This window comes from Streptomyces sp. NPDC091281 (assembly GCF_044757425.1).
Lineage (GTDB): Bacteria > Actinomycetota > Actinomycetes > Streptomycetales > Streptomycetaceae > Streptomyces.
In genome coordinates, this window is sequence record NZ_JBIVUY010000002.1 from 538,247 (window position 1) to 551,712 (window position 13,466).

Consider the following 13,466-nt stretch of genomic DNA (forward strand, 5'->3'; position numbering starts at 1 on the left):
CCGCCCACCCCCATGCCATGTAGGGGGCACCAGCCGGATTCAGGTGTGACGGGGCGGCTGAAAAGTGCGGTTATCCTTGAGCGTCCCGTCCGCCCCGTCCCCGTCTGGAGTCCGCGTCGTGCGTATCGACCTGCACTGCCACTCCACGGCCTCCGACGGCACGGACACCCCGGCCGAGCTGGTCCGCAACGCGGCCGCCGCCGGTCTGGACGTCGTCGCGCTGACCGACCACGACACCACCCGCGGCCACGCCGAGGCGATCGCCGCGCTCCCCGAGGGGCTCACCCTCGTCACCGGCGCCGAGCTGTCCTGCCGGATCGACGGCGTCAGCATGCATCTCCTCGCCTACCTCTTCGACCCGGAGGAGCCCGCCCTGCTCGCCGAGCGCGAGCTGGTGCGCGACGACCGGGTGCCGCGGGCCCGCGCCATGGTCGCCGGACTGCGCGAGCTGGGCGTACCGGTCACCTGGGAGCAGGTCGCCCGTATCGCGGGGGACGGCTCGGTGGGCCGCCCGCACATCGCCACCGCCCTGGTCGAGCTGGGCATCGTCGCCTCCGTCGACGAGGCGTTCTCCGGGGCGTGGCTGGCCGACGGCGGCCGGGCCCACGTGCCGAAGCACGAGACCGACCCGTTCGAGGCGATCCGGCTGGTGAAGGGCGCGGGCGGGGTCACCGTCTTCGCGCACCCGGCCGCGAGCAAGCGGGGCCGTACCGTGCCCGAGTCGGTGATCGCCGAGCTGGCCGCCGCCGGACTGGACGGCATCGAGGTCGACCACATGGACCACGAGCCGACGACCCGCACCCGGCTGCGCGGCCTCGCCGCCGACCTCGGCCTGCTGGTGACCGGCTCCAGCGACTACCACGGCAGCCGCAAGACCTGTGTGCTCGGCGAGTACACCACCGACCCCGAGGTCTACGGGGAGATCACCCGGCGCGCGACGGGCGCGTTCCCGGTGCCGGGCACCGGCGGAGCCTGACGCCTCCCCCCGCCCGCCCACCTCCCACCCTCACTCGCGCAAGGCTCCTGCACCGATGTTCGACGCTGCCGTCTTCGGCTCCCTCTTCCTGACCCTCTTCGTCATCATGGACCCCCCGGGGATCACCCCGATCTTCCTCGGCCTGACCGCGGGCCGCCCGGCCCGGACCCAGCGGCGCATGGCGCTCCAGGCCGTCTGCGTGGCGGGCGGCGTCATCGCCGTCTTCGGTCTGCTCGGCCACCAGATCCTGAACTACCTGCACGTCTCGATCCCCGCGCTGATGATCGCGGGCGGCCTGCTGCTCCTGCTGGTCGCCCTGGACCTCCTCACCGGCAAGACCGACGAGCCGAAACAGACCAAGGACGTCAACGTCGCGCTGGTCCCGCTGGGCATGCCGCTGCTCGCCGGTCCGGGCGCGATCGTGTCCGTCATCCTCGCCGTGCAGAAGGCCGACGGCGCGGCCGCGCAGGTGTCGGTGTGGGCCGCGATCCTCGCCGTGCACGTGGTGCTGTGGCTGGTGATGCGCTACTCGCTGCTCGTCATCCGCGTCATCAAGGACGGCGGCGTCGTCCTGGTCACCCGCCTCGCCGGGATGATGCTCTCCGCGATCGCCGTGCAGCAGATCATCAACGGCGTCACCCAGGTCGTCCAGGGCACCTGAGGCGCCGTACGGCGGCGCGCCGTACGCGCGAAGCCCCCGCACGGCACGCTGCCGTACGGGGGCTTCGAAGTGTGAAGGTGGGACCCGCGGTGTTACGAGGCCGAGGTGTCGGCCGGACGAATCCACAGCCGCTGCCCGATGGCGGCGGCCTGCTGAACGATCCGGTTGACGGAGGCGGCGTCCACGACGGTGCTGTCCACGGGGGTTCCGTCGACGTCGTCGAGTCGCATGATTTCGAAGCGCATGGGCTTCTCCCTTCGTCTGGTCATCCTCCTGCGGAGAATTGCTGGTACATGAGGAGTCAACGGGCTGCGTGTTACAAACATTCCCTACGCTAAAGAAATTTTTCGAACGACTAATTACTAGCGAGTAAGGGAGGTTGTGGAGACCGAACGGGACCGGTTGTGTTCGCAGCGTGACCGCCGGGACAATGGAGGGGATGAACGACGACCTCGCTCCCCTCGCCGCCCGCCTCGACCGCACGAACGAGCTGCTCACCCGCGTGCTCGCCGAGGTCGCGAAGACGCCCTCCACCCACGCGATCTTCGTGGACGCGGGCTACCTCTACGCGGCGGCGGGCCGGCTCGTCGCCGGGACCGAGGACCGCCGCGCCTTCGACGTCGACACCGAGGGCCTCATCGAGTCGCTCATCGACCGCGCCCGCTCGATCTTCGCGGACAGCCGCCTGCTGCGCGTCTACTGGTACGACGGCGCCCGGCGCCGCATCCACACCGCCGAGCAGCAGTCCATCGCCGAACTCCCCGACGTCAAGGTCCGGTTGGGCAACCTCAACGCCAACAACCAGCAGAAGGGCGTCGACTCGCTGATCCGCAGCGACCTGGAGTCCCTGGCCCGGCACCGCGCCATCAGTGACGCCGCGCTGCTCGGCGGCGACGAGGACCTCGTCTCGGCGGTCGAGGCCGCCCAGGGGTACGGCGCCCGCGTCCACCTCTGGGGCATCGAGGCCCCCGAGGGCCGCAACCAGGCCGAGCCGCTGCTCTGGGAGGTCGACAGCCAGCGCACCCTCGACCTCGACTTCTTCAAGCCGTACGTCAGCCGCCGCACGGCCGCCGCCTACGAACCGGCCGGGTCCGCCCGCCCCACCCGCGACGACGTGCGCTTCGTCGGCGCGCAGATCGCCGCGAAGTGGCTCGCCGCCCGCGGCCGCGAGGCCCTTGCCGACCTCCTCCCCGGCCACCCGTACCTGCCAGGCTCCGTGGACCAGGACCTCCTAGTGGAGGCGGAGAGCATCCTCCAGTACTCGCTGCGCGGCCAGTCCGACCTCCGACGCGCCCTGCGCGACGGGTTCTGGGAGCACCTGCAGACGCAGTACTGACGTGTCTCGTCCGGACCGACCTGTCTCTTCGGGGGTCAGCCGGGCAGCGTGTCCCAGAAGTCCGCCAGCGCGTCGGCGGTGCGCCGCGGCTGGTCCAGGTTGGGGGAGTGCTCGGCGTCGGGCACGATCGTGCGGCGCGCGCCGAGGCGGTCGGCCATGGCGTCCAGGAGCGGCACCGGCCACGTGTCGTCGTAGGCGCCCGACAGCACGTGGAACGGCAGCTGAACGGCGGCGAGTTCGGCGACCCGGTCCGGCTCGACCAGCAACTGCCGTCCGGTGACCAGGAGTTGGGCGGGCTTGTGGTTCGTCCAGCGCAGCCGCCGCAGCTCCAGCCCGCCCAACCCCTTGGCGGGTCCGCCGACTTCCTCCGGGGGGCCCATCGCCAGGATGGCCTCCCACACCTGCTCCATCGTCATCGCGGCGAGCGCGTCGTGGAGCAGTTCCACCCGCTGCCGCTGCGACTCCGAGATGTGCGCCGGACCCGAGGCGACGAGGGTGAGCGAGCGGAAGGGGGAGGCGTCGCGCAGGACGGCCGCGCGGGAGATCTGGCCGCCCAGCGAGTGCCCGACCAGATGCACCGGCGTCCCCAGCGCGGCGACCTGTGCGTGCACGTCCCGCGCCAGCTCCTCCTGGGCGTAGGGCGTCTCGTCCCGCGCCGGTCCGTCGCTCTCGTTCTGGCCGCGCCCGTCCACGGCGACGGTCCGGTAGCCGCGCGCCGCGAGCGGCCCGTGCAGCAGGTGGAAGTCCTCCTTGCTGCCGGTGAATCCGGGCACCAGCAGCGCCACGCCCCGGGGCTCGGCACCGTCGGCCGGGGGAGAGTCGACGACGGCGAACGCGCCGCGCGCGGTGTCCAGGCGGTAGGCGCGGGCGCCGGGGGGCGGGGTGAAGCGGATCGAGACGGTCACGGATCGAGGTTACCTTTCGGTACGGACCGTGACCTGTGCGGGCCGCCCGGCGGCGGGCCCGGACACGCCGACGGCCCGGCCGCTCCACGGGGGAGGGGCCGGGCCGTCAGTGCGCCCTGGCGGGCGGTCAGCTCTCCGCGCCGTCGGCGGCGGCAGCGGTCTTGCGCGGCCGACGCGTCCGCGGCTTGACCTCGGCCGACGTCTCCACGGCGGCCTCCGCGGCCTTCGTGGCGGCCGTCTTGCGGGTGCGGCGCGGCTTGACGTCGGCGGTCTCCGCCTCGTCCGCGGCCTGGGCCGGGATGTCGGCGACCGGCGCGGCGGCGGCCTTGCGGGTGCGGCGGGGCTTGGTCGCCACCGCCGTCCCGCTCGCCCCGGCGGTGTCGACAGCGGCCTCGGCGGCCTCGGCGGCCTCCGCCGCCTTCGCGGCGACGGTCTTCCGCGTCCGGCGCGGCTTGGTCACGGCGGCTTCGACGGCCTCGACCGCGGCCTCCGTCACCGCGACGGCAGCCTCGGCCGCCTTCGCCACGGCGGTCTTGCGCGTACGCCGGGGCTTGGCCTCGACGGGCGCGTCCGCGGTCTCGACGGGCGCGACCTCGGCGGCCGGGGCGACCTCCGCCGTCTTCGCGGCGGCGGTCTTGCGGGTCCGGCGCGGCTTGGTCGCCACCGCCGTGTCGCCCGCCTCGGCGGTGTCGACAGCGGCCTCGGCGGCCTCCGCGGCCTTGGCGACGGCGGTCTTCCGCGTCCGGCGCGGCTTCGTCGCGACCGCCGGCTCGACGGCCTCTGCCGACGTCTCCACAGCGGCCTCCGCGGCCTTCGTGGCGGCCGTCTTGCGGGTGCGGCGCGGCTTGACCTCGGCGGTCTCCGCCTCGTCCGCGGCCTGGGCCGGGATGTCGGCGACCGGCGCGGCGGCGGCCTTGCGCGTACGACGCGGCTTCGCCTCGACGGCCTCCGCCGTGTCCACCGCGGCCTCGGCCGGGGCCGCCGCCTTGCGGGTGCGGCGCGGCGCGGCGACGACGGCGGTGACCGTCTCGACGTCGGCGGCCTCGGCCACGGTGCCCTCGGCGGGGGCGGCGGCCTTGCGGGTGCGGCGGCGCGGCGTGGCCTCGACGACCGCCACCGGCTCGGCCACGGCCTGCGCGGGCACGGCCTCGGCGGGCGCCACCGGCTCGGGCGCGGTGAGCACGGTCGCCGGGGACTCCACCACGATCTCGGCGGCGGGCGTCTCGGGCGTGACCGCCGCGGCGTCCGCGCTGCGGCGGGTACGGCGACGGCGCGGCGGCCTGGTGGCCTCGGCCGCGGGGCCCTCCGCCGTCGTCACGGCGGCCTCCGCCGCCACGGGGGCGGCCCCGGCGGACGGCGCGGTCACGGGCGTACCGGCGACGGCGTCCTGGCCCGGTCCACCGCGGGTGCGGCGACGACGGCGCGGGGTGCGCGGCGAGGTCGCCTCGTCGGCGGGCACGGCCTGCTCGGCCACCGCGCCGTCGGTGACCGACGGGCCGGTGGTGACGGCGGGGGTGCCGTCGAGCGGAGCGCCGTTGCGGGTGCGGCGGCGACGGCGCGGCGTACGGGGCGCGCGCTCGGCGGAGCGGGCCTCGTCGCGGCTGTCACGACCGGACCGGTTGTCCCGGCCGTCGCGGCCACCGCGTCCACGGGCGGCGCGTCCGCCGGGCTCGCCCAGGTCCTCCAGCACCTCCGCGTCGAGTCCGGCGCGCGTGCGCTCCGAACGCGGCAGGACACCCTTGGTGCCCGCGGGGATCTTGAGGTCCTCGTAGAAGTGCGGGGACGTGGAGTACGTCTCCGGCGGGTCGCCGTGCTTCAGGTCCAGCGCCTTGTTGATGAGCTGCCAGCGCGGGATGTCGTCCCAGTCGACGAGGGTGACCGCCGTACCCGACGCGCCCGCGCGGCCCGTACGGCCGATGCGGTGCAGGTACGTCTTCTCGTCCTCGGGCGTCTGGTAGTTGACGACGTGGGTGACGCCCTCGACGTCGATGCCGCGCGCGGCGACGTCGGTGCACACGAGGACGTCGACCTTGCCGTTGCGGAACGCGCGCAGGGCCTGCTCGCGGGCGCCCTGGCCGAGGTCGCCGTGGACCGCGCCGGACGCGAACCCGCGCTGCTTCAGCTGGTCGGCGAGGTCGGCGGCGGTGCGCTTGGTGCGGCAGAAGACCATCGCCAGGCCCCGGCCCTCGGCCTGGAGCAGCCGGGCGACCATCTCGGGCTTGTCCATGTTGTGCGCGCGGTAGACGAACTGCGCGGTGTTGGCGACCGTCGCGCCCGCGTCGTCCGGCGAGGTGGCGCTGATGTGCGTCGGCTGCGACATGTAGCGGCGGGCCAGGCCGATGACCGCGCCCGGCATGGTCGCCGAGAACAGCATGGTCTGGCGCTTCACCGGAAGCATGTTGATGATCTTCTCGACGTCGGGCAGGAAGCCCAGGTCGAGCATCTCGTCGGCCTCGTCGAGGACGAGCGAGCGGATGTGCTTCAGGCTGAGCTTCTTCTGGCCCGCGAGGTCCAGCAGGCGGCCCGGGGTGCCGACGACCACGTCGACGCCCTTCTTGAGCGCCTCGACCTGGGGCTCGTAGGCCCGGCCGCCGTAGATGGCGAGCACGCGCACGTTGCGTACCTTGCCGGCGGTGAGGAGGTCGTTGGTGACCTGCGTGCACAGCTCGCGCGTCGGGACCACGACGAGCGCCTGCGGCGCCTCCGTCAGGTCCTCGGGGGCGGCGCGGCCGGCCTCGACGTCGGCGGGGACGGTGACGCGCTCCAGGAGCGGGAGGCCGAAGCCGAGCGTCTTTCCGGTGCCGGTCTTGGCCTGGCCGATGACGTCCTTGCCCGAGAGGGCGACCGGAAGCGTCATTTCCTGGATGGGGAAGGGGGAGGTGATGCCGACGGCCTCCAGGGCCTCGGCGGTCTCGGGAAGGATTCCGAGCTCTCGGAACGTCGTAGTCAGGGTGCTGCCTCTTCTGTGTACGCGGTGCGAGGCGAGCGCGGGGGTCGTGTCGGACCGTGCCGGGGACGTCGGCCGCCCTTGGGGGCTGGGCCGGCAAGACACGGGGGACCACTGCCGACGCTCTAGCGCTCGAACCGCTGAGGGGTTCCCTCTGAGTCTCCGTACGCACGGTGCCGTACGGACACGGAGGGCTGTCGGGTCGGAGCCGATCGGGCCACCGACCGGGCATCCTCATACGTGCGGCCCGTCGAATATTCGGCAGGCGCATTACCACCATACCCCGGAAACGCGCACATGTGATGGCCGATTCGGTCACGTTGTGGTTGTCACACCGTCGGGAGCGGTCGTCCGCGTCACCCGCGCCACCTCGGCCGGGTCACGGTGGTCACAGTGACTGAGCAGGGACTTCCGTCCCGTGGCGGGCGGGCTATTGTGCGCTGCATGACGAGCTCTGACAAGCCTGAGAACCCCGACAAGCCCGAGCACGCCGCCACCGGGATCGCGGCCCAGGACTGGGCCACGGCCGCCGCGGACCCCCAGTACCGGGCCGCCGTCGTGGACCTGCTCGGCGCGCTCGCGTACGGCGAACTCGCCGCGTTCGAGCGGCTCGCGGAGGACGCCAAGCTGGCGCCGACGCTGGAGGACAAGGCGGAGCTGGCGAAGATGGCCTCGGCCGAGTTCCACCACTTCGAGCGGCTGCGGAACCGGCTCACGGAGATCGGCGAGGAGCCCACGGCCGCGATGGAGCCCTTCGTCGCCGCACTCGACGGCTTCCACCGGCAGACCGCGCCTTCGGACTGGCTGGAGGGCCTGGTCAAGGCATACGTCGGCGACTCGATCGCCAGTGACTTCTACCGCGAGGTCGCCGTCCGCCTGGACTCCGACACCCGCGCGCTGGTGCTCGCCGTCCTCGACGACACCGGGCACGCCGGGTTCGCCGTGGACCGGGTCCGGGCCGCCATCGACGCGGAGCCGCGGGTCGGCGGGCGGCTCGCGCTGTGGGCGCGGCGCCTGATGGGCGAGGCCCTGTCGCAGTCCCAGCGGGTGGTCGCGGACCGCGACGCCCTGTCGACGATGCTGGTGGGCGGAGTCGCGGACGGCTTCGACCTCGCGGAGGTCGGCCGGATGTTCTCGCGGATCACCGAGGCGCACACGAAGCGGATGGCGGCGCTGGGGCTGGCGGCGTAACGACCGCCGGACGACGAGAGCCCGCTGTGGGGGCGCCTTCTGCGGGGGGCGCCCCTGTATGTATGTGGCGGCGCCCCGTGCTCTAGGCGGTGGCCGAGCGGCGGCGCAGGCGGGGCGAGGGGCGCAGCAGCAGGGAGAGGGAGGCGGCGGAGACGACCGCCGCGCCCAGCAGACTCAGCACGGCGGAGCCGGAACCGATGGCGCTGTGGGTGACGAAGGCGCCGCAGAGGGCCCCGGCGACACCTGTCGCGAGCACCAGGGTGCGGACCGGCAGGCGGTGCGCCAACCGGTGCGCGGCCGCCCACGCGAGCACCAGTCCGAGCGCGGCGGAGCCGAGCGCTACCAAGATCATGCGGGTCCCTCCCAGACGTCCGGGCTGTGCACCAAGGTCCTAGCCCGTCCTACCCGTGACCTGCGGAACACAATCCTTTCCTGTGGGTGAACCATGAGCTTTCCGTGCGGAAGCCGCCACGGACAGCCACGGGAATCGGACGGTCGCGGGCGTCGATTTCGCGGCGCGCCGGGGCGTGGCGGGCCGCCGGGGCGCACGCGCACGAAAGGGGCCCGGCGACCGATGACGGTCGCCGGGCCCCTTCCACGGTGTCGACTACAGCGCGCCGAAGCCCACCTTGCGCGGGGCGGCCTCGCCCAGCTCGACGTAGGCCAGACGGTCGGCCGGAACCAGGACCTTGCGGCCGTGCTGGTCCGTGAGGCTGAGCAGCTGCGACTTGCCGGCCAGGGCATCGGCCACCACGCGCTCGACCTCCTCGGGCGTCTGACCGCTCTCCAGAACGATCTCGCGGGGTGCGTGCTGCACGCCGATCTTGACCTCCACGGCTATGTCCCTCCGACGGTCATGGGTGCGCGGGCTTCCGCGCCGTACGCTGCACACATTAGCCCGGTGAGGGGACGCACACGGCGCGGCCGTCCACGCCAGGAGCGAACAGCGGGCAAAGCCCGCGCCGCGCGGGTGCGGGCTCAGGCGCCCGGCTGCTCGGCTCCCGCCGGTTCGAGCCCGGTCGCGTCGGCGCCGGACTGTTCGATGCCGTGCAGCGGGAATCCGGCGATGCCCCGCCAGGCCAGCGAGGCGAGCAGCTGCACCGCCTGGTCGCGCGGCACGCTGCGGTCGCTGTGCAGCCAGGACCGGGCCACCACCTGGGCGAGACCGCCGAGCCCGGAGGCCAGCAGCATCGACTCCGCGCGCGAGAGCCCCGTGTCCTCGGCGATGACCTCGCAGATCGCCTCGGCGCACTCGTTGGTGACCTTGTCGACGCGCTCGCGCACCGCGGTCTCGTTGGTCAGGTCCGACTCGAAGACCAAGCGGAACGCGCCGCCGTCGTCCTCGACGTACGCGAAGTAGGCGTCCATCGTCGCGCGCACGCGCTGCTTGTTGTCGGTGGTCGACGCCAGGGCGTTGCGCACCGCCTGGATGAGCGACTCGCAGTGCTGGTCCAGCAGGGCCAGGTAGAGGTCGAGCTTGCCCGGGAAGTGCTGGTAGAGCACCGGCTTGCTGACGCCCGCGCGCTCGGCGATGTCGTCCATGGCCGCGGCGTGGTAGCCCTGCGCCACGAAGACCTCCTGCGCGGCGCCCAGCAGCTGGTTCCGTCGGGCACGGCGCGGCAGGCGCGTGCCTCGCGGGCGCGCCGCCTCTGTCTGCTCGATGGCTGTCACGCCGCCTCCCAATGTCGTCCTCATGCGGTGAGCCGCCGCGCCGCCATCGTACTTTTCGGTAACCGTGGTGCGCGCGTTGCGAGCGGAGAATTTCACGGACCGGACCACGGCGGCAGCCTTGCCGGACGACGGCGGAAGCGGCAGAAAACGGTGCGAACCGGGGTGCTGCGGGCGCGACGGCGTCCCGCCCCTGCTCGGGGTGGGTGAGCCGCTCTGTGTGTGAGCGGCCCGGTCGGTCAGCGGCGGTCGTCCTCGGCGGGGGCGACCACGCGGGCCTGCTCGATGAGGTCGCCCTCGTCGGCGCGCGCCGGGTCCAGCCCCTCCAGCGGGTCGTCGCGCTCGGTCGCCACCTCCGTGCGCTGCTCGGCGGCGTCGTCCTCGGGTGCCTCGACGCCGATCTCCGTCGGGTCGGTGACGCCGTCGGTGCCGTCCAGGGCGTCGGTGAACGTCTCGGGGTCGCTGGGGTCGATGGTCATGCTGGGCTCCCTTCCTGAACGTGTCCCTCGTCCCGAGGGGGTTTCCCAGAAGGTGGGGACCACACGGGTGCCCTCGCTACGAGCGTAGGAGACACCTCTTCCGGCCGCGAGCGGGTCCCTTCCGGCCACGGGTGCGTCCGGTATCCGGGCTCCGGCGGCGGGCCGACGCGCGGACGCCACTTGTGATGCCGAACACACAAGTTCGTGCGTGATCGTCTCGTAACATTGCCCGCATGTCTCCGACCGAACTGCCGTCCGTTCCGCCGTCCACCGGGCTGCCGAAGGCGATGTCCGTCAGGATCGCGGAGGGTGAGCGACTGCGGTCGGTCGGACTGCCGGGCGTCACCCTGACGGTCCGTTCCCGGCCGCCCGCGCGCGCGGGCCTGGAACCCGCGCTCTACGTGCACGGCCTCGGGGGCTCCTCCCAGAACTGGTCGGCGTTGATGGCCCTGCTCGACGGAGTCGTCGACAGCGAGGCCGTCGACCTCCCCGGCTTCGGCGACTCGCCGCCGCCGGACGACGGCAACTACTCGATCACCGCACACGCGCGCGCTGTCATCCGCTACCTCGACGCCTCCGGCCGCGGACCCGTCCACCTGGTCGGCAACTCCCTCGGCGGCGCGGTCTCCGTACGGGTCGCCGCAGTCCGGCCCGACCTCGTGCGCACCCTGACACTCGTCTCGCCCGCCCTGCCCGAACTGCGCGTGCAGCGCACGGCGGTCCCCACCGGACTGCTCGGAGTGCCGGGCGTGGCCGCGCTCTTCTCCCGCGCCACCCGCGAGTGGAGCGCGGAGCAGCGCGTACGCGGAGTGACGGCCCTCTGCTACGGCGATCCCGGGCGTGTCTCCCCCGAGGCGTTCCGCCACGCCGTCGAGGAACTGGAAAGGCGGCTGCAACTGCCGTACTTCTGGGACGCCATGACCCGTTCCGCGCGCGGGCTGGTCAACGCCTACACCCTTGGAGGCCAGCATGCCCTGTGGCGTCAGGCCGAGCGGGTCCTCGCCCCGACCCTCCTCGTCTACGGCGGCCGCGACCGGCTCGTCGGCTTCCGTATGGCCCGCAAGGCGGCGCGCGCGTTCCGCGACTGCCGTCTGCTGGCCCTGCCGGAGGCGGGGCACGTGGCGATGATGGAGTACCCCGAGACCGTGGCCACGGCCTTCCGCGAGCTGCTGGCGGACGTGGGGGAGGGGGCGTCGTCGTCCGGTACGGATCATGGTGCTGCCGGTACGGATCATGGTGCTGTGGGTGCTGCTGGTGCCGACGCGGGTGACGGGGCTGACAGGACTGATGGGGCCGCCGGGGGAACCGGGCGGGGCTCCGGTGCGTTCTCAGGACAGTCCGGCGAATCCGCGGGCGCGGGGAGCTGAGGGGGGTCGTGGGACGGCACAGTCGACGCGGACCGGCGTCCAAGGACGCGCCGCGGGGCGGCACGGGGAAACAGGCGACCACCGGGCAGGCGGGGCAGGCCGACGGTGCCGGGAGCGCGCGCGACGGCGGCCGGACCGGCGGGACCGGCGAGGCGCGCGTGCGCCCTCGGGACGCCGAGCGGCCCGCCGAGACCTTCCGGCCCCCGACGCCACCCGACGGCACCCCGGCGCGCGGTGTGCCCAGACCACCCGACGGCACGCCCGCCCACGGCATGCCCCGCCTCCCCGACCCCACCCCCGCGCACGGGCTGCCCGTGCAGGGGGTGCGGCGCGTCCCGGACGGCACTCCGCCGTACGGCTTCCCCCAGGTCCGGGGCGGCCACCCGGAACAGGGCGAGAGCGGACGCGGGTACGGCCCGAACGGAGCACAGGGCGCGTACGGAGCGGCGGACGGGCGTGCCGGGGACGGCGCGGCGCGTGGCGGTGCCGAGCGCAGCGCCGCCGGGAGGCTGATTCCCCGGCAGCGGCCCGAGTCGGCCGCGGGCCGCCGCGCTGACGTGGCGGCGGGCCCGCGCCAGGACTACCTCGACGCGTTCGCCGAGGCCGAGTCCCACACCGGGGCCGAGGAGCGCGCGGGCGGCTCCGGGCGGCGGGGCGCGTTCGCCCGCCGTACGCCCGTCGCCGCCGCTGCCGTCGCGCGTACCGCCGATTCGCCCGACGCGCGCGCGACCCCACGCCCGACCGACGCCTACGCCTCCGTGACCGACTGGGACCACGGCCCGCGCCCGGCACCCGCGGGCGGCGCGTCCGGCGCCTCCGGTGCGGTCGGCGGCTCCGGGGGCTCCGGCGGGGAACCGTCCGGCGACGACGCCCGGTCACGCGGCGGCAAGGGGCGGGCCTTCACCGGCGTCGCGGCCGCCGCCGTCACCACCGTGCTCGCCATCGTGGTCGCCGGTCAGGTCACCGACGCGCGCGACGACGACGCCGTCCGCTCGCAGAGCACCGCCGACAACGCCGCCCGCGACCTCCGCGACACGGCAGGGCGCGACGCCACCCGGCCGAGCCCGTCCCTCCCGCCCAGCCCGCCACCGCTGACGTACGAGCAGAAGATGGACCTGCGCTACGGCCTCGGGGCCACGCTGGAGGGGCCGGGGAAGTTCGACGCCGTCCCCGGAGTCGTCAAGGCGCCCGGGACCGGGGAGAAGTTCCGCTACCGCGTGGACGTGGAGCAGGGCCTCGGCCTGGACGCGAACCTCTTCGCCGAGGCCGTGCAGAAGACCCTCAACGACAACCGGAGCTGGGCGCACAAGGGCGGCCGGACCTTCGAACGCATCCATTCGGGCGAACCCGACTTCGTCATCACGCTCGCCAGCCCCGGCACCACCGCCGAGTGGTGCGCCAAGTCCGGCCTCGACACCACCGAGGACAACGTCTCCTGCGACTCGGCCTCCACCGAGCGCGTCATGATCAACGCCTACCGCTGGGCCCAGGGTTCCCCGACCTACGGCGACGCCATGTACGCCTACCGGCAGATGCTGATCAACCACGAGGTCGGCCACCGCCTCGGCTACGGCCACGTGACCTGCGACAAGAGCGGCGACCTCGCCCCCGTCATGCAGCAGCAGACGAAGTTCCTCACGTACGACGGCATCACCTGCCGCCCCAATCAGTGGCCCTATCCCAAGGGCTGAACCGAAACGCCTGCCGTTGCCTTCACGCGCCGCCCGATGATGTGACGTTTCGCATCCGTCTGATCTCTTAGCGCGACGGAACGCCGTCCGCACCCGAAAGTTACGACCGTTCACCCCTTCTGGTGGGGGGGGGGGCCAAACCCCCCCCCCCCCCCCCCGCCGCCCCCGACCCGGGGGCCCCCCCCCCCCGCCCCCGGCCCCCCGGGGCGCCCCGCCCGCGCCCGCGGGGGGGGCCCGGGGGGCCC

Annotated in this window: 13 protein-coding genes; 6 read left to right on the forward strand and 7 right to left on the reverse strand. The window is 73.9% G+C overall.

The genetic code is table 11. The features are described from left to right. Positions 1-118: 118 nt before the first annotated feature. Positions 119-976, forward strand: coding sequence for a PHP domain-containing protein (locus ACIQPQ_RS06910; protein WP_401300645.1), 858 nt, complete (start codon positions 119-121; stop codon positions 974-976). Between the two features lie 55 nt (positions 977-1,031). Beyond that, positions 1,032-1,637, forward strand: coding sequence for a MarC family protein (locus ACIQPQ_RS06915; protein ID WP_401300647.1), 606 nt, complete (start codon positions 1,032-1,034; stop codon positions 1,635-1,637). Positions 1,638-1,729: 92 nt separating this feature from the next. Here ACIQPQ_RS06915 and ACIQPQ_RS06920 read toward each other — a convergent pair whose 3' ends face one another. After that, entirely contained in the window at positions 1,730-1,882 is a 153-nt protein-coding gene (locus tag ACIQPQ_RS06920) for a hypothetical protein (RefSeq protein WP_007384531.1), read from the reverse strand. Positions 1,883-2,076: 194 nt separating this feature from the next. Between ACIQPQ_RS06920 and ACIQPQ_RS06925 the strand changes: the two genes are divergently transcribed. Beyond that, complete coding sequence (locus tag ACIQPQ_RS06925) at positions 2,077-2,973, forward strand: NYN domain-containing protein (protein ID WP_401300651.1); 897 nt, start codon at positions 2,077-2,079, stop codon at positions 2,971-2,973. Between the two features lie 35 nt (positions 2,974-3,008). Here ACIQPQ_RS06925 and ACIQPQ_RS06930 read toward each other — a convergent pair whose 3' ends face one another. Then, positions 3,009-3,878, reverse strand: a complete 870-nt coding sequence (locus ACIQPQ_RS06930) for an alpha/beta fold hydrolase (protein ID WP_401300652.1) — start codon at positions 3,876-3,878, stop codon at positions 3,009-3,011. A gap of 127 nt (positions 3,879-4,005) precedes the next feature. Continuing rightward, the gene (locus tag ACIQPQ_RS06935) at positions 4,006-6,735 is read right to left on the reverse strand and encodes a DEAD/DEAH box helicase (protein ID WP_401300654.1); all 2,730 of its coding nucleotides are present in this window, start codon (positions 6,733-6,735) and stop codon (positions 4,006-4,008) included. A gap of 534 nt (positions 6,736-7,269) precedes the next feature. Between ACIQPQ_RS06935 and ACIQPQ_RS06940 the strand changes: the two genes are divergently transcribed. Further along, entirely contained in the window at positions 7,270-8,016 is a 747-nt protein-coding gene (locus ACIQPQ_RS06940; RefSeq protein WP_383777632.1) for a ferritin-like fold-containing protein, read from the forward strand. A gap of 82 nt (positions 8,017-8,098) precedes the next feature. Here the strand turns inward: ACIQPQ_RS06940 and ACIQPQ_RS06945 are convergent, their stop codons facing one another. From ACIQPQ_RS06945 to ACIQPQ_RS06960, 4 genes are all read right to left on the reverse strand, one after another. After that, on the reverse strand, positions 8,099-8,368 hold the full coding sequence (locus tag ACIQPQ_RS06945) for a hypothetical protein (protein WP_383777631.1): 270 nt from the start codon (positions 8,366-8,368) through the stop codon (positions 8,099-8,101). 255 nt (positions 8,369-8,623) lie between these two features. Further along, positions 8,624-8,851, reverse strand: a complete 228-nt coding sequence (locus ACIQPQ_RS06950; protein WP_383777629.1) for a DUF3107 domain-containing protein — start codon at positions 8,849-8,851, stop codon at positions 8,624-8,626. Positions 8,852-8,994: 143 nt separating this feature from the next. After that, positions 8,995-9,687, reverse strand: coding sequence for a TetR/AcrR family transcriptional regulator (locus ACIQPQ_RS06955; protein WP_401300658.1), 693 nt, complete (start codon positions 9,685-9,687; stop codon positions 8,995-8,997). A 236-nt stretch (positions 9,688-9,923) separates the two neighbouring features. Next, positions 9,924-10,163, reverse strand: coding sequence for a hypothetical protein (locus ACIQPQ_RS06960; protein WP_401300661.1), 240 nt, complete (start codon positions 10,161-10,163; stop codon positions 9,924-9,926). 233 nt (positions 10,164-10,396) lie between these two features. Here ACIQPQ_RS06960 and ACIQPQ_RS06965 point away from each other — a divergent pair, with 233 nt between their 5' ends. Together ACIQPQ_RS06965 and ACIQPQ_RS06970 are read left to right on the forward strand one after the other, a co-directional pair. Further along, entirely contained in the window at positions 10,397-11,530 is a 1,134-nt protein-coding gene (locus tag ACIQPQ_RS06965) for an alpha/beta fold hydrolase (protein WP_401300663.1), read from the forward strand. An 8-nt stretch (positions 11,531-11,538) separates the two neighbouring features. Beyond that, positions 11,539-13,221 (forward strand): DUF3152 domain-containing protein, encoded by a 1,683-nt coding sequence (locus ACIQPQ_RS06970; protein ID WP_401300666.1) that lies wholly within the window; start codon positions 11,539-11,541, stop codon positions 13,219-13,221. Positions 13,222-13,466: the final 245 nt, after the last annotated feature.